At 69.8% G+C, this 21,471-nt stretch carries 13 protein-coding genes; 6 read left to right on the top strand and 7 right to left on the bottom strand.

Translation table 11 applies throughout. From position 1 onward, the window contains the following. Positions 1-2 precede the first annotated feature (2 nt). Positions 3-1,406, bottom strand: a complete 1,404-nt coding sequence (gene leuC, locus YIM_RS15630) for a 3-isopropylmalate dehydratase large subunit (protein ID WP_153031046.1) — start codon at positions 1,404-1,406, stop codon at positions 3-5. 164 nt (positions 1,407-1,570) lie between these two features. Here leuC and YIM_RS15635 point away from each other — a divergent pair, with 164 nt between their 5' ends. Further along, a complete protein-coding gene (locus YIM_RS15635) occupies positions 1,571-2,053 on the top strand; it encodes an Lrp/AsnC family transcriptional regulator (RefSeq protein ID WP_153031047.1) in 483 nt (160 codons plus the stop codon). Positions 2,054-2,161: 108 nt separating this feature from the next. After that, positions 2,162-5,563 (top strand): indolepyruvate ferredoxin oxidoreductase family protein, encoded by a 3,402-nt coding sequence (locus tag YIM_RS15640; protein ID WP_153031048.1) that lies wholly within the window; start codon positions 2,162-2,164, stop codon positions 5,561-5,563. A gap of 421 nt (positions 5,564-5,984) precedes the next feature. Here YIM_RS15640 and YIM_RS15650 read toward each other — a convergent pair whose 3' ends face one another. Both YIM_RS15650 and YIM_RS15655 read right to left on the bottom strand, forming a co-directional pair. Continuing rightward, positions 5,985-6,455 (bottom strand): N-acetyltransferase, encoded by a 471-nt coding sequence (locus YIM_RS15650; protein ID WP_153031049.1) that lies wholly within the window; start codon positions 6,453-6,455, stop codon positions 5,985-5,987. A 55-nt stretch (positions 6,456-6,510) separates the two neighbouring features. Continuing rightward, on the bottom strand, positions 6,511-7,092 hold the full coding sequence (locus YIM_RS15655) for a hypothetical protein (RefSeq protein WP_153031050.1): 582 nt from the start codon (positions 7,090-7,092) through the stop codon (positions 6,511-6,513). Between the two features lie 280 nt (positions 7,093-7,372). Between YIM_RS15655 and YIM_RS15660 the strand changes: the two genes are divergently transcribed. Continuing rightward, on the top strand, positions 7,373-7,921 hold the full coding sequence (locus YIM_RS15660; protein WP_370468992.1) for an NADAR family protein: 549 nt from the start codon (positions 7,373-7,375) through the stop codon (positions 7,919-7,921). On the opposite strand, the gene YIM_RS15665 is transcribed toward YIM_RS15660, so the two are convergent. Together YIM_RS15665 and YIM_RS15670 are read right to left on the bottom strand one after the other, a co-directional pair. Beyond that, positions 7,918-8,211: a hypothetical protein gene (locus tag YIM_RS15665; RefSeq protein WP_153031051.1), complete on the bottom strand. Its 294-nt coding sequence runs from the start codon at positions 8,209-8,211 to the stop codon at positions 7,918-7,920. The two genes, YIM_RS15660 and YIM_RS15665, sit on opposite strands and share 4 nt — an antisense overlap. Then, positions 8,208-12,680 carry an RHS repeat-associated core domain-containing protein gene (locus YIM_RS15670; RefSeq protein WP_153031052.1) on the bottom strand — a complete coding sequence of 1,491 codons (4,473 nt, stop codon included), beginning with the start codon at positions 12,678-12,680 and terminating at the stop codon, positions 8,208-8,210. The genes YIM_RS15665 and YIM_RS15670 overlap by 4 nt, the downstream gene beginning before the upstream one ends. A 278-nt stretch (positions 12,681-12,958) precedes the next feature. Between YIM_RS15670 and YIM_RS15675 the strand changes: the two genes are divergently transcribed. Beyond that, a complete protein-coding gene (locus YIM_RS15675; protein WP_153031053.1) occupies positions 12,959-13,423 on the top strand; it encodes an ATP-binding protein in 465 nt (154 codons plus the stop codon). A gap of 37 nt (positions 13,424-13,460) precedes the next feature. After that, positions 13,461-13,856 (top strand): anti-sigma factor antagonist, encoded by a 396-nt coding sequence (locus YIM_RS15680; RefSeq protein WP_228004756.1) that lies wholly within the window; start codon positions 13,461-13,463, stop codon positions 13,854-13,856. On the opposite strand, the gene YIM_RS15685 is transcribed toward YIM_RS15680, so the two are convergent. Continuing rightward, on the bottom strand, positions 13,825-15,207 hold the full coding sequence (locus tag YIM_RS15685) for a CBM35 domain-containing protein (RefSeq protein WP_153031055.1): 1,383 nt from the start codon (positions 15,205-15,207) through the stop codon (positions 13,825-13,827). The genes YIM_RS15680 and YIM_RS15685 overlap by 32 nt on opposite strands. Positions 15,208-15,623: 416 nt before the next feature. On the opposite strand from YIM_RS15685, the gene YIM_RS15690 reads away from it, so the two are divergent. Then, positions 15,624-17,195, top strand: a complete 1,572-nt coding sequence (locus tag YIM_RS15690) for a carbohydrate-binding protein (RefSeq protein ID WP_153031056.1) — start codon at positions 15,624-15,626, stop codon at positions 17,193-17,195. 33 nt (positions 17,196-17,228) lie between these two features. On the opposite strand, the gene YIM_RS15695 is transcribed toward YIM_RS15690, so the two are convergent. Beyond that, positions 17,229-21,398 carry a hypothetical protein gene (locus tag YIM_RS15695; protein WP_153031057.1) on the bottom strand — a complete coding sequence of 1,390 codons (4,170 nt, stop codon included), beginning with the start codon at positions 21,396-21,398 and terminating at the stop codon, positions 17,229-17,231. Positions 21,399-21,471 lie beyond the last annotated feature (73 nt).

Raw genomic sequence — 21,471 nt, forward strand, 5'->3', positions numbered from 1 at the left:
GGCTAGTTCTCCAGATCACTCGGTGCGGCGAGGTGGCCCGCGATCGCGGTGGCCGCGGCCACCGCGGGGGAGACCAGGTGCGTGCGCGCACCGGGTCCCTGCCGCCCTTCGAAGTTGCGGTTGTTCGTCGACGCGGCGCGCTGCCCCGGGCCGACTCTGTCCTCGTTGAGCGCGACGCACATCGAGCAGCCGGAGTGGCGCATGTCGACCCCCGCTTCGGTGAACACCGTGAGCAGTCCCTCGTCGATCGCCTGGCGGCGGACCGCCTCCGAACCGGGCATGAGCAGCGCGCGGACACCGGGTGCCACCTTGCGGCCGCGCAGCACTCCCGCGGCGGCGCGCAGGTCTTCGATGCGCCCGTTGGTGCAGGAACCGATGAACACCACGTCGATGCCGATGCTCCGCAACGGCGTTCCCGGCCTCAGGTCCATATAGGACAGTGCGCGTTCGGCGGCCGCGCGTTCGGCGGGATCCGGCATGGCCGCGGGATCGGGCACCGAGGCGGAAACCGGAGCGCTCTGGGCCGGATTCGTCCCCCACGAGACCGTGGGCACGACCTGGGCGGCGTCGAGGCGGACCTCCTTGCCGAACACCGCGTCCGGGTCGGAGGCCAGTGACAGCCAGTACCGCGCCTCCGCCTCGAACGCTGCGCCGTCCGGCACGTAGGGCCTGCCTCGCAGGTACCGCACGGTGGTCTCGTCCGGAGCGATGATGCCGGCTCTGGCGCCCGCTTCGACCGACATGTTGCACACCGTCATGCGGCCCTCCATCGAGAGCGCGCGGATGGCTTCGCCGGCGAACTCGACGATGTATCCCTGTGCGCCGGGGGTCCCGATCCGGGCGATGACCGCCAGCACCAGGTCCTTGGCCGTCACCCCGGCGGCCAGCCGTCCGTCCACGGTGATCCGCATCGTGTCCGGCCGGTCGAGCGGCAGGGTCTGGGTGGCGAGCACGTGCTCCACCTGGCTGGTGCCGATGCCGAGGGCGAGCGTGCCGAACGCGCCGTGGGTGGTGGTGTGCGAGTCGCAGCACACCAGCGTCATCCCGGGCTGGGTGAGGCCGAGTTCCGGGCCGATCACGTGGACGATGCCGCGCCTGCCGGACCCGAGCGGGTAGTGCTCGATGCCGAACTCCGCGGTGTTGCGGCGGATCAGGTCGAGGTACTCCCGCGCGACCGGGTTCGTGATGGGCTTGGTGAGGTCGTCGGTCGGGGTGGCGTGGTCCTCGGTGCCCAGGGTCAGCTCGGGGCGGCGGACCGTCCGGCCCGCGGCCCGCAGGCCGTCGAAGGCCGCCGGGGTGTTGACCTCGTGCAGCAGGTGAAGGTCGATGTAGAGCAGGTCCGGTTCCCCTGGCGCCGAGCGCACCACGTGGGCGTCCCACAGCTTGTCGGCCAGCGTGCGCCCCATAACGTTCCTCCAACCGTCACTGCCTGGAATCGGGGCGAAGAATAGGCAGGCCGGAGGCGGTATAGACAACACTTGGTTCACAACTCGGACCAGTTGGTCAAGGTATTGTCCATATCGGGCTGAAATCATGGGCCAATGGCACAACAGGCACCGCGGAGGCGAAGATGGTGGGCAAGCCCGAACTGGAACTGCTGCGGCTGATGGTCCAGGCGCCCAAGGTGGGGGTGCGGGAGTGGGCACGCCGCCTGGGCATCGCCAGGGGTACCGCGCAGGCCCGCATCAACCGCCTGCAGGACCAGGGGGTGATCACCGAGTACCGGCCGCACGTCTCGGCCGCCGCACTGGGGCTGCCGGTGATGGCCTACGTGCACGTGTTCGCCGCCCAGGGCGAGGTCGACATCACCTTCGCGCAGCTCGCCGAGATCCCCGAGGTGGTCGAAGGCTGTTCGCTGGCCGGGGACGCCGACCTGCTGTGCCGGGTGGTCGCCCGCGACCACCTGCACCTGGAGACCGTGCTCCAGCGCATCATCGGCGTCCACGGCGTGCAGCGGACCCGCTCGGAGATCGTGCTGCACCGCCGGATCGAACCTCGGGTGGGTGCGGTCCTCGACCAGTTGATCCGTGAGGCCGATGCGAGTGCGTCCTGAGCACTGTGCGCGTCTCCGGTGGTGAGCGAGGCCGCCGAGTTGAGCACCTGGTCCAGCTTTCCGACGTTCTCTTGACCACTGTGCTTGGCCGTACCTTTACTGCTGCGCATGAACTTCTCCCTCGACGACCGCTACCGAACCGACGAGGGCACGGTCTACCTGACCGGGATCCAGGCCCTGGTCCGGACCGTTCGTGATCGCGCCGTGCTCGACCGCGGCCGCGGTCACGCGTCCGCCTCCTGGATCTCCGGCTACGAGGGATCACCGCTGGCCGGTTACGACCTCGAACTGGCCCGGCGCAAGGCAATGCTCGACGCCGTCGAGGTGGTCCACCAGCCCGCGGTGAACGAGGAACTCGCCGCGACCTCGGTCATGGGGTCGCAGCTGACCGGCCAGGTCGGCACCGCCACCCACGACGGCGTGACCGGCTACTGGTACGGCAAGTCTCCCGGGCTGGACCGCGCCTCGGACGCCATCCGGCACGCCAACCTCGTCGGCACCGACCCCCGCGGCGGCGCGGTGGCCTTCGTCGGGGACGACCCCGCCGGGAAGTCGTCCTCGCTGGCCTGCGCGTCCGAGGTGGCGCTCGCCGATCTGTGCGTGCCGACGCTGTTCCCCGCCGACCCGCAGGAGGTGCTGGACTTCGGCCTCCACGCCCCGTTCCTGTCCCGGTTCACCGGATTGTGGTCGGCGCTCAAGATCGTGACGGCGGTGGCCGACGGCGCCGGCACGGTGACCGTGCACCCCGGCCGGGTCGACCCGGCGTTCGGTGACGTCGTGCCGGGCCACCGCCCCGACGCGAACCTGGCCGGCCCCAACCTGCTCAAGCTGGAGCGCGATCTGGTGTCCCGGCGCCTGCCGCTGGCCGTCGAATACGCACGCCTGAATCGGCTCAACCAGGTCGTCACCAGCACGCCGGGCGACCGCGTCGGCCTGGTCGCGGCCGGAAAGACCTACCTCGACCTGCGGGAAGCGCTGAGCCTGCTGGGACTGGACGACGACGCGCTGCGACGGTCCGGTATCCGGCTGCTGAAGCTCGGCCTGATCTGGCCACTGGACCGGCAGGCCGTCCGGGACTTCGCCGACGGCCTCGACGAGGTGATCGTCGTCGAAGAAAAACGGCCGTTCGTCGAGAACGAGATCAAGACAGCCTTGTACGGCACCGCGAACGCGCCCCGGATCCTGGGCAAGACCGACGCGCGAGGGCGCGAGCTCATCAGCCCGGTCGGCGAGCTGGACGCCGACCAGATCGCCACCGCGCTCGCCCGGCAGCTCGGCGAAACCCAGGGAATCGAATTGGCCCGCCTTCGCCGCTCTTCCGGGCGCGTCACCCTGCCGCTGCTGGCCCGCACGCCCTACTTCTGCTCGGGGTGCCCGCACAACTCCTCGACCAAGGTACCCGGTGAAACACTCGTCGGCGGCGGCATCGGCTGCCACGCCATGGTCCTGTTCATGGACGACAAGCAGACCGGCGAGGTCATCGGCCTGACCCAGATGGGCGGCGAAGGCGCGCAATGGCTCGGCATGGCGCCCTTTCTGGCGGAGAACCACTTCATCCAGAACCTCGGCGACGGCACCTTCACCCATTCCGGCAGCCTCGCGATCCGCGCCGCCGTGGCATCCGGGCAGAACATCACCTTCAAACTGCTGTACAACGCCACGGTCGCGATGACCGGCGGCCAGGACCCCGCCGGCGGGCTCGCCATCGACCAACTGGCCCGGCTCCTGCTCGCCGAAGGCGTCGCCAAGGTCGTTGTGACCACAGAGGACAAACGACGGATCCGCCGCCTGCCGTCCGGTGTCGAGGTCCGCGGCCGCGAGGATCTCCTTGACGTGCAACAGGAACTCGCCGCAGTCCCCGGGGTGACCGTGCTCATCCACGATCAGGAGTGCGCGGCCGAAAAGCGCCGCAAGCGCAAGCGCGGGCTCGCCGAGACACCACCCGCCCGCGTGGTGATCAACGAGCGGATCTGCGAAGGGTGCGGCGACTGCGGCGAGAAATCGAACTGCATGTCGGTCCACCCCGTGGACACGGAGTTCGGCCGGAAGACCCGCATCCACCAGTCGTCGTGCAACGTCGACTACGCCTGCCTCGACGGAGACTGCCCGTCCTTCGTCAGCGTCATTCCGGGAAAGTCCAAGGCGCGCGGGGAACGCGTTCCCGACTTCGACGCCACGGCACTCACCGTGCCCGTGGCGGACACCGGCGACTTCACCATGCGCATCACCGGGATCGGCGGAACCGGCGTGGTCACCGTCGCCCAGATCATCGCCACGGCCGCCGTCATCGACGGCAAGGCGGTGCGCACGCTCGACCAGACCGGGCTCGCCCAGAAGGGGGGCGCGGTCGTCTCGGACCTCAAGATCACCGCGGCCCCGGTGGACGCCGCGCCCAAGCTCAGCGCCGGTTCGTGCGACCTGTACCTGGTCTGCGACTCCCTGGTCGGCACCGATCCGGTCCACCTGAAAGCCGCCTCACCGGAACGGACCGTCGCCGTGCTGTCCACCACGGCCGTGCCCACCGGGCGGATGGTCGCCGACACCGCCATCGAGTTCCCCCGGCAGGCCGCCATCCGCGGCGCACTCGACGAAGCGGTCTCGCGGACCGTCTCGCTCGACGCCGGTCACCTCGCCACCGAACTGTTCGGCAACGAGCAGTACGCCAACATGCTCCTGGTGGGCGCGGCCTTCCAACTCGGGCGCCTCCCGATCAGCGAGAAGGCGCTGGAGGAGGCGATCACGCTCAACGGCGCCGCCCCCGAGGTCAACATCCAGGCGTTCCGGCGGGGACGGCAAGTGGTCGCGGATCCCGATGCCGTGCAGCAGGCGATTCGTCCTCAAGAGACGCCCGTGGCGAAAGACCTCGATGCCCTCCTCGCGCACCGCGTCGACGAACTCGTGGCCTACCAGAACGAGGCATACGCGCGGCAGTACACCGAATTCGTCGACAAGGTCCGTGACGCCGAAGAAAACGCGGTACCCGGTTCGACCCGGGTGAGTGAAGCAGTGGCCTTCTCCCTGCACAAACTCATGGCCTACAAGGACGAATACGAAGTCGCCCGGCTCATCCTGGACCCCGCTTTCCACGCCGAGTCGTACCGAGAATTCGGGGCCGACGCCCGATATCAGGTCAGGTTGCATCCGCCCCTGCTGCGTAGCATGGGGCTCAAGCGGAAGATCTCCCTCGGCCGCGCCTGGCGCCCGGTGTTCCGGCTGCTGTACGCCATGCGGTGGATCCGGGGAACCCGGCTCGACCTGTTCGGCCACCACCCCGTCCGACGCGCCGAACGCGAACTGATCACCACGTACCGGCACGAAATCGAAGCACTTCTTCCGCGCCTCAACACGGATACCGTCGGTCTGGCCGCCGAAATCGCCGCACTGCCTGACCTGGTTCGTGGTTACGAGGACATCAAACTCGCCGCGATCGACCGCTACCACAAAAAGCTGGCCCAGCTCCGCACCGAATTCGCCGAATCCCACCGCCCACTCGAGCGCGGGCGGCCGTGAGAGCCGCGGCCCCGCCGACGACGTAGGTCAGCTTGCTGGGCGCCACCTCGGGATCCTTCTCCTCGTCTGCCGGGTCGACCCGCCGCTGGCCGGTTACTGCTCGGTGCTGCACGCGCTGCAGCTGATCGGCTTGACCGGGGACTACGGGCGGTGGTGATCGGCTTCGGCGCGCGGCGCGGTCGCCTCACCGATCCACTCCGCGAGGATGGTGCATTTCAACCACGACACGGACAACCCCGGTGACACCCGCCGGAGTCACGCGCACACCGAGCACGGCCGGGTCCCGCTGGCCGGGCAGCCTGATCGTCGACGTCTCCTGTGACGAGGCATGGGCGTCAGCCGGGCGCGGCCCTGCTGCCGCTCGCCGGAATACCCGCACCACCGGCGCGTGGGGCGCGTGCCGGAGTGTGACCGGCTTCGTTCAGAGGGCGCGGCGCAACTTGGTTTCGAATTCTTCGAACCCGTTGCCGCGATACAATGACCTGCCCGCGGAATTGGCCGCGTACGCTGTCACGAATGCCTCGTTCGCATTCTGTCGGCGCGCCCAGTCGAAGAAGTGGTCGATGAGTGCGTTCGCTGTCCCGCGTCGCCGGTGAGCGGTGTCGACGCGAATGCTTTCCAGTGTCGCGGTGATCGCGGCCGGTCGCAGCGGATTGTTCTGTTTCACCCGTCCGATGAGGTGGCCGGCGGTGGTTCCGCCGGTTCGCGCCAGCAGGCAGAGGGCATCGTCGCGGTCGACCAGATCGGCGTAGTAGCCGGTGCCGTGGTGTTGCGGCCAGGTGATGTCGGTGAGCGGGTCGTGGTGCCCGGCGTCCTCGGCGAACAGGTCGCTCGCCGAGGAAACGAGATCGGGAACCTGGGAAGAAACAGCGACGATGACGGTCGGCGTCATGGAGTGCACGGTAGACCGAGTGAAATGGGGTGTAAATATCGAATTTCGCGATTGATCAAAATGGTTCAGGTGGGTTCGCGGCCGAGCATGGTCTAGCAGGCCATGCCATTGGGTTCGCCGCATCGGTGGTTCTCGGGGTGCGGCCGCCGTGGGCCGGCGCCAGCTGGCCCTGGTACTGATACGAGCAGGCGCTGAAGTGGTAGAACCCGTGGCCGGAGACGGTGTCGATGCCGCGGTTCTCGGCCGCCCACATGCTGCCGTCGCGGTAGAGGAATTCGTTGTCCATGCGGATGGCCGTGACCGTGTCGATCGGCTGGGTGGCCTGGCTGGGATTGTCGACGTCGAAGGCGTACACCATATTGGTTTTGATGAGCAGTTCGCCCTTCTGGGCGCCGGGTTCGGCCCAGATCGTGCCAGTGATCTTCGGCCCGCCGGGCAGGAGCCGGAATCCGGGGGCGACTTTGATGACGTAGGCGGGCATGGCCACCGGGTTGTCGCGCAGCCTGGTTCGCAGCGTGTCACGCAGGTTGCCGCTGAGCGGGGCGTATAGGGGGGCCATCTCACCACCGGTCAGCACCGCGCGGTTCACCCGAGCCGCGACGAGGAATTCCTTCACCTTGGCCAACGCCGTGCTCACCTGCTTGGCCGTGAAGCCGCCGATCGCTTCCGGCTCCGGCAGCTTGATGGCGGCCTCGCCCTCGGTCCAGTCATGCGCCGGGGTGCCGAGGTACGGTTGACCCTAGTCCAGCGACCAGGCCGGTCTGCCTCGGCCGTTTCGGCGGGCCGTTGTCCGGCAAGGTGTTCGCGGGCGTGCTGCTCCGTATGCATTTGTCTGCCGGGCCGAGTTCGGTTTCTTGATCGGCGACCAAGGGAGATTCGTTAGCCGGCGCTGAAGCCGGGCGGCTAGGGTGCGGTGCGTGACTGTGTTGTCGAGGGATGAGCTGGTGGCCGCCGTCGAGGCGGGGGAGAGGGTCGAGTTCTTCTTTTTCTGGGGCCACACCCCGGGTGAGGCGCCGGTGGGGAAGTGGTGCCTGAGCCAGTGGTGGCCCGCGGAGTTCACTGTGGACGGTGTCCGCTATCGCTCGGCGGAGCAGTTCATGATGGCGGAGAAGGCGCGCCTGTTCGGTGACCCGGAGGCGGAGCGGCTGATCCTGGCCGCCGAAACTCCGGCCGAGGCGAAGAAGCTGGGCCGCGGGGTGCGCGACTTCGACCAGGACACCTGGGTGGCGCGGCGGTTCGACATCGTGGTGCGCGGCAACGAGGCCAAGTTCGGGCAGGACGGCCGGCTGCGGGAGTTCCTGCTCTCGACCGGCGACCAGGTGCTCGTGGAAGCGGCGCCGCGGGATGTGATCTGGGGGATCGGGCTGGGTGCGTCGAACCCGCGCGCGGCCGACCCCGCCGCCTGGCGGGGCCGCAACCTGCTCGGGTTCGCGCTGATGGCCGTCCGCGACGCGCTGCGGGACTAGCCTTCGACGGCGTCGGTGATGAGGTCGTGCAGTTCGTAGCTGGCGTCGTAGACCTGCTGCTTGACCGGCTCCGGATAGGCCTCGGCGGCGCCCTGGGTGGCGGGCACGAGGTCGACGAGGACGCCGACGGCCGCGCGTGGCAGGGTGTCGGCGCCTTCCCAGGCGGTGGCGCAGTCGCGTAGCGCGGCGGTGAGCGCGTCGTAGAGGTCCTGCTGGAAACCTTCGTTGGCGCGCAGGGCGACCAGGAAGTCGCCGGAGGCGGTTTCCAGGCGTTCGGTCTCGGTGCTCACGGTGGGGTTCCAATCCATCTGATCGCCTCCGGCGGCACGTGGCCGACGAGGAGGACTTCCTTCGAGCTTTCGGCGAGGCGGTTGGCCGTCGCGCCCCGGATCCCGGCCGCGTCGCGGGCGGCCTGGGTGGAGGCGTCGATCACCGTACCGTCGAACTTGTCCAGGTCGATTTCGACCAGCCGCCCGTTGTTCCACTTCTTGGCCACCTCGATGTCGGTGGTGGTGGAGATGTACTGGGAACGGAAGTTCGGGCGGCTGCCGCTGGTGATGTGCCCGCCGGGCTTGTAGGTCGCGTCGGGGTTCTTGGCCACCAGGCCCTTGGTGTGGTCCTCGTCGGGGCGCAGGTTGCGGTAGACCACGTTGCGTGAACCCGTGCCGCAGCCGCCGGGGGTGGCGGTCAGCCCGAGCGGGTCCATCCAGCCGATCGGGTTGTGCACGTAGGTCGCCGGGTTCGGCGCGGGTGCGAGGCCGAGGGGGTCGGCGCTGGTGTAGCGGGCGGTGTCGGGGTCGTAGAACCGGAAGAAGTTGTAGTGCAGGCCGGTTTCGGCGTCGTGGTACTGGCCGGGGAAGCGGAGCGGCATGACCACCCCGGCGGGTTCGCTGTCGCGCGGTGCGCCCCACAAAGTTCGGCGGGCCTGCCAGACGAGGCGGCCGTGGGCGTCGACGAGTTCGGTCGGGGTGCCGATCAGGTCGGTGACGATGGAGTAGAACTGGGCGTCGACCCAGTCCTGGTCGGCGGTGCGCACGCGTTCGGCCTGGGTGATCGGGGTGATCGTGGCCTGCTGGTAGTTCCAGGTGGTGGCGTGCACGCCGTTGTGGACCTGCTCGGCGAGCACTCCGTCGTCCCAGACGAAGTCGAGCTGCTCGGCCACGGACTGCCCGTCCGGGGCCAGGCGCTGCTTGGCGATGCGGCGCCCGAGCGCGTCGTAGCGGTAGCGCCACCGGGTGCCGTCGGGGGTGACGACGCCGGCGAGGCGGTCTTCGGCGGTCCAGTCGAAGTGCCAGTTGTCCGGTTTGCGGGACAGGCGCTTGCGCTGGCGCCGGATGACCCGGCCCTGTGCGTCGTAGGTGTAGTGCACGCCGTCGGCGTGGCTGAGCCTGGTCCCGGAGTATTCACGCGTGCCCTGCGCGGTGTCGGCGGGGTCGGAGGTGGCGGCCTGGGTGATGTTGCCCGCGGCGTCGTAGGCGTAGCGCTCGGCCCAGCCCGCGCCGCGCACCGCGGTGACCCGCCCGGCGTGGTCGAGGTCGAACTGCCGCACGCCGGTCAGGTGGTCCTCGATGGCGTCGACGTAGCCGTCGGCGCGGTAGTGGTAGCGCCGCTGCTGCAGCATCGAAGTGGTGCGGGTGGCCGGGTCGACCGCGGACACGGTCTGCTCGATGAGGCGGTCGGCGCCGTCGAAGCGCTGTGCCAGCACGGTTCCGGTGTCGAGCAACCGCTCGATCTCCCGGCCGGCGGGGTCGAGCCCGAAGCTGAGCGTGCGCCCGGCGGTGCGCAGCCCGGTGGCCTGGTGGTCGGCGTCGAAGGACCAGTGGCTCTCCGCGCCGGACGGGGTGCGCCGGTAGGTGCGGCGCCCGGCCGCGTCGTAGGCGGATTCCAGGGTGCGGCCGTTGACGGTCTCGCGTAGCACCCGGCCCAGCGCGTCGCGCTCGAAGATCACGTCGGCGTCGTCGTTGACCGCGCGGATCAGCCGTTCGGCCGGGTCGTAGGCGAACCGGGCGACCTGGCCCTCGGTGTGGCGTTCGAGCACGTTGCCCAGCGCGTCGCGGACGAACCGGGTGGTCTGGCCGAGTCCGTTGGTGCGCTCGACCAGCTGCCCGGCCGCGTCGTAGGCGTAGCGGATCTCGCGGCCGTCGAAGTCGGTCTCGGCGACCAGGTTCCCGGCGGGGTCGTAGGTGTACTGCCAGTGCAGGCCCTGGGCGTTGCGGACGCCGGTCAGCCGCAGCTCGGTGTCGTAGCTGAACTCCAGCCGCGTCCCGTCCGGCCCGGTCTCCGCGGCGGGCAGGTCGAAGTGGGTGGTCTCGACCACGGTGACCGCGCCGAGCGGGTCGGTGTGGGCGACCTGGTTGCCCTCGGCGTCGTAGCTCCACTGCTCGGTGGCGCCGTCGGGCGTGGTGCGGGAGGCGAGCCTGCCTTCGACGGTCCAGCGCAGCTCGGTCCGCGCACCGAGCGGATCGGTGATCGTGGTGACCCGGCCGAACTGGTCGCGCTGGTAGCGGGTCGTGCCGCCCTGGCGGTCGGTGACGGCCACCGGACGGCCCGCGGCGTCGGTCTCCACCGTGACCACTCCGCCGAGCGGATCGACGACCCGGTGCAGGTGGCCGCGCTCGTCGTAGTGGTAGCTGGTCCGGGCACCGGACGGGTCCAGCACTTCGGTGCGGTTGCCGCGTTCGTCGTAGCTGTAGTGCCACACCGCGCCGTCGGCGTCGACCACGGTGGTGCGGCGGCCGTGCGCGTCGAACTCGGACAGTTCCCGGGAGCCGTCGGGGCGGGTGATGGTGGCCAGCTCGCCGGTCTCGCCGTAGGTGTAGCGGTAGGTCCGGCCGAGCGGGTCGGTGCGGGAGAGCAGCCGGTTGAACGGGTCCCACTCCGAGGTGGTGACCGCGCCGAGCGGATCGGTTTCCCGCACCAGCTGGCGGGCCTCGTTGAACTCGAACCGGGTGGTGTGCCCGCCGCCGTCGGTGTAGTCGGTGGTCCGGCCGTCGTCGTGGTAGGTCCAGGTGCCGGTCAGGGCGCCGCCGGAGCCCTGGGTGGCGACGACTCGTCCGGCGCCGTCGTAGTCGTAGCTGTACCACTGGCCGTTGCGGTCCTCCCAGCGCGTGATGCGCCCGGCGAGGTCGTAGCCGAACCGCATCGGCTGCTGTGAGGAGTTGACCACCTCGACCAGGCGCCGGGACTCGTCGTAGCCGAATCGGACCAGTTCGATCGAGGACCCGTCCTGGTCGGCCAGCCGGTACTCGCGCACCAGGCCGTCGTCGCTGACCACGTCGATCCGGTGTCCGCCCGAGTGCTTCACGGCCAGTGGTGCACCGGTGCTGTCGTACTCGAAGTCGATCCGGGTGCCGTTCTCGTCGACCACCGCCGCGATCGGGGATCCGGCACCCTGCCCGGGTCCGAAGTGCAGGGTTTGGCGCGCTTGCGGCTGCCGGATCAGGTAGCCCGTCTCGGTGCGCGCCAGCGGCCACCGCGGCCCGGCGACCGGCAGCACCTCAGCGCCATCGGCGGGCGGGTGCGGGTAGACCAGCAGCATGCCGTCGGGCGCGGCGAACACCACGCCCTGTTCGTCGAACTCCAGCCGCTGGTCCACAGTGGACGCCCAGGTCGGGCCGAACGAGCGGCCGGCGCGGTAGGAGGAGACGTGGCTTCGCCGCAGCACCAGGGCCAGCGGCGCGCTGATGTGCACGTCGGTGTGGGACAGGAACATGTCCCCGGTGGCCGGGTCGACCGGGTCGCCGGAGCCGGGCTTGCACCCCTCGTCCCGGCCCGCTTTGACCGGATCATCAGGACGGCTGGAGCTGTCGGGCTTGGTCGAACTGGGCGTCGTGCCGTCCGAAGGCTTCGAGCTGGGCGTGTCCGTGCCACCCGGTGTGGTGTCGGTGCTCGACGGTGTGGTGTCCGGGCTGTCCGGCGAATTCGGCTTGGTGTCCGGGGTTTTGGTGGTGCTGGGCTTGGCGCCGGAGGGGGTGGTGCCGCTGCCGGGTTTGCCGCCTTTGCGGAGCATTTTGGACAGCTTTTCGATGATCTCGCCGAGTTTGTCGATGATCTTGCGGATCTTCGGGGAGACGTTGCCGATGGTCTTGACCAGTTTGCGGATGAAGTCGCTGATCTTGCTGATGGTTTTGGTGATGGCGGTGGTGGCCTGTACGGCGATCGCGGGGGTGGCGAAGCCGAGGGTGGCGGCGGCTTCCAGCGCCCAGGTGATGAGCTTGCCGACCAGTTCGGCGACCAGGTCGCGGACCAGTTCGCGTACCGCGGCGACGACGGTGCCCATGATCATCACGCCGGCGGAGATGCCGTCGGCCAGCGACGCCGCACCCGCCAGTGCATCCGCCTGCTCAGCCGCCGCGCCCCGATACGCCTCGGCACCCTCGCCCTGCCAGCCGGCGGTGCCGTTGGTGACCTCATTGCCCAGGTCGCCGGCGATGGCGTTGACCTCGGCGGCGACGTTGGCCCAGGTCTCGGAGAACGACTGGATCACCGGCGGGTCCCCGGCCAGCCAGTCGAGTGCCTCCTTGAGCGGCTGCACGTGCTCGATCAGCCACGAGACACCGTAGGAAGCGAGTGTGCCGATGGGGTCGACGACCATTGAGAGGACTTCGAGTCCGACGCCGACCGCGCCGAGTCCGGCTTCGACCCAGGAGCCGTCGGACACGCCGTTGGCCAGGTCGACCGCGGACTCGGCGATCCCGATCCCGGTCACCCCGGTGGTCTGCGACTGCGCCTGCGCGACCAGCGGATTCCCCTCAGGCATGCACGCTCCCTTCCGATCCGCACTCTACGACGCCGCCACAGCCGTCCCGGTTCCACGGGGGTATCGGCTGGAGCGCCCCCTCACACGCGGCCGACGAAGGGCGATTGGCTACAGTTCCGCCTCGCCGCACGGGAATCCGTTCACGGCCGTCACCCCGTGCGGCTTCCTGCACTCCGCACGTCCGAAGCGTGCCGAGGTTGGGAAAACGGCGAGTGGGGTACCCCCGAGCCCAGGCCCCGCCGACGGCGCGGGCCGTGGACCGCGAGGGGTGAATGCCGATGGTCACTCAGCCGTCGAGCGAGGAACGGGGTGAACCGCTGGAGGTCGCCCGCGACTTGGACGCCACCGCCAACTGGGAAGTCCGCCAACAGGTCCGCGAACTGCTCGCCCCGGTGGGCGGGCTGCTGGAGGAGGACGCGGTGCTGGTGACCGAAGAGCTGATCAGCAACGCCCACCGCCACGGCACAGCACCGCGGCGGTGCCGGCTCGGCCTGCTCGACGACGGCCGGCGCCTGCGCATCGAAGTCGAGGACACCGCGCCCGAGCAGCCGAAGATCCGGACCCCGGACCGGACCGGCGGTCGTGGCCTGGTGCTGGTCGACCGGCTGGCCTCGTCCTGGGGCGTCCACAACCACCGGCACCACAAAACCGTGTGGGCCGAACTGAGCCTGGACCAGCCCGGCACCAGCGGGCATGCCCGGCACCTGGCACCCGCCTCGAAATGGTCACGGCCGAAGCCGTGAACTCCCGGTACCGGCCCACACGAGAAAGGCGAGGACGGTGACACTGCGAGTCCGGACCGAACCACCCGCCCAGCGGCTCCTGCGCATCGACCAGCGCCCGCTGGCCGGAGCGCTCGTGGTCACCGTCTCCGGGGACATCGACTCGCAGACCGCGCCGGCCCTGCGCGACGCACTGGTCTCCGCCGGCGAACGCACGAGCCCCCGCCGGTGCATCGTGGACCTGACCGCGGTCACCTTCCTGAGCGCCGCGGGACTCACCTCCCTGCTCGATCCCGCCCTGTTCGCCCGGCCAGGGCGGGATCCATGCTTCGTCGTCGACGGCAACAGCGCCGTGATCAGGCCGATCGAGATCACCGGACTCGACGACGAGCTGACGCTCTACCACACCGTCGACGAAGCAGTCAGAGCTTTCCCGCGCCCGCGCCCGTCGTGACGGACGATTTGACGGTGGTCACGTTGTCGGCGGTGTAGCCATACGGAATGGGCGCCACGGTGCCGCCGGTTTCACACGGTCCGGAATCGGTGAGCGAATTGTCGCGCGCCACCAGTCGTCCGGGATCGGATTCCGCGTACCCGCTCGCGGACCAGCACGCCTGCTGCACGTTCTCGAAGACGTTGCCCTCCACGAGAAGTCCGGCGTCCATCAGCGACGCGATGGCGTAGGAGTCGGAGTTGTTGTCGACGTTGGAATAGTAGTTGTTGAACACGTGGACCGTCTCGCCGAAGCGCACCCGCGGACTGCGCTCGAAGGTCCGGTCGAACCAGTTGTGGTGGTAGGTGACCCGAAGGTGGCCGCGGTCCTCACCGGCGTTGCCGTCGGAATGGCCGACCAGCGAGGTCTTCCAGTGATCGCGGATGACGTTCCACGACACCGTGATGTAGTCGGCGGCGTGGGTGATGTCCAGCATGCCGTCGTAGAAGTCGGGATCGTTCTCGATGGTGCTGGACATGGTGTTGTGATCGATCCAGACGTGCGTGGCGTTCTCGATCTGGATCGCGTCGTTGCCCGGGACCCCGCGGATGTTCAGGTTCTGGATGATCACGTTGGCGGGGTGCATGTCCTCGATGTTGAGCGTGGTCCCGGAGATACCGGAGCCGGCCCCGACGCCCCGGATCGTCTTGTCGGCGCTGATCTCGACGGTGCCCGAACCGCTGAGCGAACCGTTGACCAGGATGGTCCTGGCGCCCGATGCCTGTGCCTGGGTCCGGAAGTCGGCGAAGCTGCTCACGGTGACCGTGGCGCCGCCCTCGCCACCGGTGGTACCACCGGCCTGCGTGGCCCAGCCGACGATCCCGCCCGGCGGCTGGGGCGTGCCACCGGCTTCGAAGTCGAGGTAGTCGATGTTGGGCAGACCGGCGGCGGTGGCCGGGTTCAGCCGGATGGTGTTGGCGCCCGCGTTCACCGGCACGCTCAGCGTTTTGGTCGCCCAGTTCGCCCAGGCGCCGGTGCCCTCGAACGACGGCGTCTGCACGGGGGCCCCGTTCACCACCAGGCCGGCGGGCCGGGCCGTGGTGGTGCCGTTGGCGAACCGCACGCCCAGTGTCGCCGTGCCCGAAGCCGCCGCGGTCACGGTGAACTGGAGGTAACCGCTGGTGGCGTTGGTGCCGTTGCAGAAGCCACTGCTGGAGTAACCCGACCAATTGGCATCGATGGTGCCGGAACACACCGCCGGTGAGTTTTCCGCCTCGTACCGCGTCGGCGCGGCCTGCGCGGTGGACGAGGCCACCGCCACCAGTGCGCCGGCGAACAGGCTGACGCACGCGATCATGGGTCTCATGCGCATGATACGTCTCCGTTGGGTCGATTTGCTGATTCGAATACCGGGAGCGGAAAGCGCTTTCAGGAAAGAATTATCCTAGGCCGCCCTCGGGTGCGGGGTCAAGCGCCCGGCGGTGTCGATGCCGGAGATTCCGCAGGTGGGAGACCCGGGTGGGAGCTGCGCCGGTCCGCATCGCCGGGTGGGTGATGCGGAAAAGTCCACGCGTTGTACCTGATTGTCCACATCGAGGTCGCTAGCCTGCGTGACGCGCTTAGCCCCCTTTGTTCATAATTGTGAATGGTCACGTGTGGTGTTCGGCATTGCGTGTTCGAAAGTGCTGAGTTAATGTTCCGGAATTGTCGATACAGTTCAGTTCCGAGACGTTTTACTCGATTGGTACCCGCCGCCGCCGGTCCATTGATCACCGCAGGAGGTCCACGATGAGGTTGACACTGCTCGCGGCGAGCACCGCCTTGGCGGCGGGTGCCGCACTGGTGCTGCCACTCGCCACGGCGAACGCCGCGACGACGCACCACGAGGCCGAATCCGCGCCCACCGTCTGCACCGGAACCGTCGACACCAACTGGCCCGGGTACTCCGGTTCCGGGTTCTGCAACGGTGAGAACGCGACCGGTGCCTACGTCGAGTTCGCCGCCTCGGCGCCGAGCGCGGGCAACGCGACGGTCGCCGTCCGGTTCGCCAATGGCACCACGGCCAGTCGTGCCGCCGATCTCCTGGTCAACGGCACGAAGGTGCAGTCGGTGTCGTTCGAGTCGACCGGCGCGTGGTCGACCTGGGTGACGAAGACACTGACGGTCGCGCTCCCCGCCGGCGCCGGCACCATCCGGCTCGACCCGACCACCTCGGGCGGCCTGCCCAACATCGACTACGCCGACGTCACCACCAGCGGCACCGGTCCGCAGCCCGCCGACGCGTTGTACGTCTCGCCGACCGGGCAGGACGGCGCGACCGGGACGATCGGGGACCCGACGACGCTCACTTCGGCCCTCACCAGGGTCGCCGCGGGCGGGACGATCTACCTGCGCGGTGGGACCTACGACTTCTCGCAGACGGTCACCATCCCGCCGGGCAACAGCGGCACCTCGGGCGCGCTCAAGAAGCTGTCCGCCTACCAGGCCGAGAAGCCGGTGCTGAACTTCTCCGCGCAGAGCGAGGATCCCGCCAACCGCGGCCTGGCGGTGAACGGCTCGTACTGGCACGTCTACGGCGTCACCGTGGAGCGCGCCGGTGACAACGGCATCTTTGTGGGTGGCAGCAACAACACCTTCGAGCGCACGGTGACGCGGTTCAACCGGGACACCGGGCTCCAGCTCTCGCGGATGACCTCGGACACCCCGAAGGCCCAGTGGCCCGCCAACAACCTCGTCCTGAGCGCGGAATCGCACGACAACGCCGATTCCGACGGGGAGGACGCCGACGGTTTCGCCGCGAAGCTCACCTCCGGCCCCGGCAACGTCTTCCGCTACGCCGTGGCGCACAACAACATCGACGACGGCTGGGACCTCTACACCAAGACCGACACCGGTGCCATCGGCACGGTGACCATCGAAGACTCCCTCGCCTACAAGAACGGCACGCTCAGCAACGGTGGCCAGGCCGGGAACGGCGACCGCAACGGTTACAAGCTCGGTGGTGAGGACATCGCGGTCGACCACACGATCCGGCGCAGCATCGCCTTCGACAACGGCAAGCACGGGTTCACCTTCAACCGCAACCCGGGATCGATGACGATGTCGAACAACCTCAGCATCGACAACGACCAGCGCAACTACACCTTCGAAGCCGGTTCGACCGTGTTCCGGGACAACACCTCGTGCCGTAGCAGCAGCGGAACCAACGACAAGGTCGTGGGCAACACCGACAGCTCGAACCAGTTCTGGATGGGTTCGAACGGGTCCAGGTGCGGTTCGTACAGCGGTGCGCTGGGCTGGTCCTTCGGCGCGGACGGCCGCCTCGCGGTAACCCTCGGCGGCAAGCCCGTCGTCCTGTAGCCGGGCGGGGAGTGGTGGCCGCTCGCGGGCGGGTCACGGGCAGCCGAGCGCGGCGAGGTCGGTAGCACCGCCGTCGGCGAGGTTGCGGCAGACCTGGGCCACCGCGCGCTCCGGCTGGACCGGCCACAGCACGACGTCGGTGTCCTGCCCACCGGCGGCGAGAAGGCCGCCGTCCGGGGAGAAGGCGAGATCGTTCGGTGGTCCGATCAGGCCGGCGGCACTGGTCAGCAGGGTGCCGTCGGCCACGTTCCACAGCCGGACGGCGGCGTCGCCGACGGTGCCCGAGGCCAGCAGCGAACCGTCTGGTGAGAACGCCAGGTCCCGCACCACGGACGGGTGCGGGGCACCGAAATCGCGCAGCACCCGGCCGTCGGCCGCGTCGCGGAGCCGGATCTGCTCGCCGTCGCCGGTGGCCAGGGTGCGCCCGTCCGGGCTGATCGCCAGGCCGGTCACCTGATCGGGGCCGAGCGGAGCCGTCCACGCCTCGCTGAAGTCCGCGGTGCGCCACGTCCGCAGCGCGGCGCCGGTGGACGTCCCGGCCGCGATGAGGTTCGCGCCGTCCGGCGAGAAAACCATGGTCCAGGCGGAGAACGCGCCGAGTTCGAGCACCTTCCGCTCGGTCAGCGTCGCGGTGTCGAGCAGGTGGATCCGGTGGTCGTCCGGTTCGAGTTCGCCGACGGTGAGCGGGTCTCTCGAAGCCACCGCGATCAGCTTGCCGTCCGGTGAAACGACGAGGTCACCCAGTTCCCGGCCGGGGATCGTGTGGGTCCGCGGTGCCCCGCCGCCCGGGTCGGTGACCTGGACGACGCCGTTCCGGAAGGCCGCCACCCTGGTGCCGTCCGGACCGTAGCGGAGCGCACCGGCCAGGCTGCCGGCCGTGCCGAGTTGCTCGCGCTGCACGCCGGTTCCCGGATCCCACAGGTGCACCGCGCCGTCCCCGTCCGACGCGGCGACCGTCCGGCCGTCCGGGGCGAAGGCGAGGCTGATCACCGGCCCGGTGGGGCGGGTGTACCAGGAGGTGTCGCGCTGCCAGCGGGTCACCTTCCCGTTCGTGGTCGCCGCGGCCACCGTCCGGCCGTCCGCGGAGACCACCAGATCGGCGACGACGTCCCGGTCCCACGCGTAGTTGCCGATCCGCTGGCGGTTGGTCATGTCCCAGCGCTGGATCTCCGACCCGGTGCCAGCCAGCAGCCGAAGCCCGTCCGGGCTGAACGCCATCGCCGCCGGTCCGAAGCCGCCGCCCATCGGGATCGGCTCCCGCGGTTCCCCGGTTTCGCTGTCCCACAGCCGGATGGTGGTCTCCGCCTGGCTGCTGCTGGCCAGCACGCCCGGCGCGAAGGAGACCCGCATGCCGCCCTTGTCCGGATGTGGCTCGGCCCGGGTGACCAGCGTGCTGTCACCCGCCCGCCACAATTCCACGACACCGCCCTGCCTGGCGACGGCCAGCCGGTGGCCATCGGGGCTGAAGGCGATGTCGTGGACCACTTCGCCGTCACCGGGCAACCGGCGCAACTCCTGGCCGCCACGCGGATCCCAGCCGACCACCGGCATGTCCGCCGACAGGCTGACGGCGGCGAGTTCCCGCCCGTCCGGCCGCCAGGCGAGCCGGAAGACCCCGGGCAACGTGCGGACCAGGCGCCCGCTGGGCACCTCCCAGATCCGCACCCCGTAGGTCTCCGCTGACGCGGTGGCCAGCAATGAACCGTCCGGCGAGAACTCGACGTCGTCCACCGGCTGGGTGTGCCCGCCGAATTCGGCGGGCAGCGGCCGGTTGGCGGCGAGGTCCCAGACCACGATCCTGCCGTCGGACCCGCCGACCGCCGCGAATTCGCCGTTGGGACTGAGGTCCGTGCTGTACGCGGTTTCCAGTCCGGAGTCGAAGGACCCCGGATAGGTCAGCGTCGACGCCGAAAGCAGCGCACCGCGTGCTTCGGTGGTGTGAGCGGTCTGCCATGCCGCCAGTGCTTTCCGCATCGACTCGCCCGGGGCGGCGTCGATGTTCTGCAGCGATTCCGCCGCGTACTGCCGGGAAAGTGCGTTCAGCCTGTCCCGTTCCGCGTCGTTGCGCGCCACCACGGCGACCACGCCCGCGGTCAGCGCGGCCACCAGCAACACGGCCAGCGCGGCGACCAGGCCGCGCAGCCGTCGGGTCGAGCGCTGCTGGGCGCGCGCACTCGCCCGCAGGAACTCGCGTTCGCCGTCGGTCAGGTCGGTCCGCGTGGCGGCCCAGTCCTGCGCGGAGGCCAGCCGCCCACCCCGGTACAACGCGCCGTCGTCACGGCTGTTCTGCTCCCAATACCGCACCGCTTCGTCGAGTTGCTGGCGAACCAGGAGGCCGTGGCGATCCTCCTCCACCCAGTCGCGCAGCCGCGGCCACGCGGTGAGCAGCGCTTCGTGGCTGACCTGCGCGCCGTCCTGGTCCGCGGTCACCAGCCGCGCTTCGATCAGCGGGCCGAGCACCGTCAGGTCGAGTTCGTCGCGGCGCACGCGCCGGCGAACCGCACCGCCGCCGTCCACCACGGTCACCATGCGCAGCAACGCCTGCCGCAAAGCGGTCCGCCCGGGCTCGCCGAGCGCCTCGAAGATCCGTTCGGCGGTGCCGGAAACCGCGTTCTCGATTCCGCCGGTCTGCAAATACCCTTGTGCGGTAAGGGTTTTGCCCGTCCGGTTCCCCCAAGTGGCGTGCAGCGTGTGCGCCAGCAGTGGCAGCGCACCGGGGTCGTAGTCGACGCCTTCGCGCACGCCGAGATCGGCCACCAGCCGTTCGGCCAGTCCGTCCTCCACCACCAGCCCGGCTTTCGCCGCCGGTTCGATGACCACCCGGTGCAGTTCGCCCGGGGTCATCGGGCCCAGCACGAACTGGTCCTGCAACGCCGGGGCGAGCGGTTCCAACCTGGTGCAATGCTCGTAGAAATCCGCTCGGACGGCCAGCACCACGAGTGCGGGACCGGCGTTCGCCAGCGCGGTCGCGAAAGCCAGCCGTTTCGCCGCGTCGGCGCCCTGGGTGAACAGGTCCTCGAACTGGTCCACCACGAGCACCAGCCGGGCGGATTCGCCGCCGGCGGCCAGCGCGGCCTGCCGGGCGAGCGCGCCGAATTCGGCAGGTGCCGCGCGCAGTTGCCGTGCCACGTCGACGGCAGGCACCCCGGCCAGCGCCGCGACCCTGGCGGCGAGTTCGCCGACGGGGTCCACACCGGGGGTCAGTACCACTCGGGGCCAGTCCGCGGAACCGGCGGCAGGTAGCCCGCCGCTCGCGAGCGCGGGCAGCAACCCGGCGTGCAGCAACGAGGATTTCCCGGCGCCGGAAGCACCGACGAGCACCAGCGGACCGGGACCGTCCAGCCGTTCCGCCAGCCTCGCCAGCAGTTCGGCGACGGCGTTTTCCCTGCCGTGGAACCATTTCGCGTCCTCGGCCCCGAAGCTGGTGAGACCGGGGTACGGGCACGGCCCGTCGTCGCGCGGGCCGGGCCGCTGCTCGGTGCCCGGCTTGAGCCACTGGCGCACCTTGGTCACCGCGACCAGGAAGCGGTGCGTGACATCGCTCTGCTCCCGTTGCTCGGTGCGCGCCAGGAGCAGTTCGCGCTGCACGTCACCGAGGGTCCTAGTCGACTCGGCCAGTGCCTGTTTCAGCTCGGTGAGCATCCAGCGGAACTCGTCGAAGTCGTTGCCCAGCACCGCGATCGCGCCGACGAGTTCCTGGTGCAGTTCCTGGGCGTGCGTGGCGGATTCGGTCAGCGCCGCGCCGACGCCGTCCACCGCGCGCAACACCTGGCCGACTTCTTCGCGCAACCGCAGGTTTTCCTCGCCGGAGGACTCCAGCCGGGCCAGCAACTCCTCGGCTACCGCGTCCCGCCACTGCTCGCCGGACGGCTCGATGCCTTGGCGGCGCATCCGATCGGCGGTGTCGGCGAGCACGTTCGCCAGGTAGTTGCCGCCCATCCCGCCGAGCTGGTCGAGCGCGGTGGCGAAGGCGTCCGTGCCACCGAGCGCGGCCCCCGCGACCGGTGCCACCGCCGCCGCGGTGAGGAAGGCGTAGGTGCCGTACGGCGTCGCCTTGCGCAGCCCGCGGCCGGTGCCCCGCCCGGCCGCACGCACCCATTCCCGCACGCCACGCCGGGCTCGGCGGGTCGCCTCCCGCTCGGCGGCGGAATTTTCGGAGTTTTCGGGGTCGCCGGAGTCATCGATCTCGCCTGCCGGTGGCATCGATCCCCTCTCGTCTCGCCGAACGCGATGTCACCGTACTGGGCGATGATCACGATCGGACGATGACGGTGGC

The sequence above is a fragment of the Amycolatopsis sp. YIM 10 genome, assembly GCF_009429145.1.
Classification (GTDB): Bacteria; Actinomycetota; Actinomycetes; order Mycobacteriales; family Pseudonocardiaceae; genus Amycolatopsis.

What these genes read in the sequence shown, in the direction of transcription:
- leuC (WP_153031046.1), bottom strand. Translation starts at nt 1,406, where the DNA reads ATGGGGCGCACGCTGGCCGACAAGCTGTGGGACGCCCACGTGGTGCGC.
- YIM_RS15635 (WP_153031047.1), top strand. Translation starts at nt 1,571, where the DNA reads ATGGTGGGCAAGCCCGAACTGGAACTGCTGCGGCTGATGGTCCAGGCG.
- YIM_RS15640 (WP_153031048.1), top strand. Translation starts at nt 2,162, where the DNA reads ATGAACTTCTCCCTCGACGACCGCTACCGAACCGACGAGGGCACGGTC.
- YIM_RS15650 (WP_153031049.1), bottom strand. Translation starts at nt 6,455, where the DNA reads ATGACGCCGACCGTCATCGTCGCTGTTTCTTCCCAGGTTCCCGATCTC.
- YIM_RS15670 (WP_153031052.1), bottom strand. Translation starts at nt 12,680, where the DNA reads ATGCCTGAGGGGAATCCGCTGGTCGCGCAGGCGCAGTCGCAGACCACC.
- YIM_RS15675 (WP_153031053.1), top strand. Translation starts at nt 12,959, where the DNA reads ATGGTCACTCAGCCGTCGAGCGAGGAACGGGGTGAACCGCTGGAGGTC.
- YIM_RS15685 (WP_153031055.1), bottom strand. Translation starts at nt 15,207, where the DNA reads ATGCGCATGAGACCCATGATCGCGTGCGTCAGCCTGTTCGCCGGCGCA.
- YIM_RS15690 (WP_153031056.1), top strand. Translation starts at nt 15,624, where the DNA reads ATGAGGTTGACACTGCTCGCGGCGAGCACCGCCTTGGCGGCGGGTGCC.
- YIM_RS15695 (WP_153031057.1), bottom strand. Translation starts at nt 21,398, where the DNA reads ATGCCACCGGCAGGCGAGATCGATGACTCCGGCGACCCCGAAAACTCC.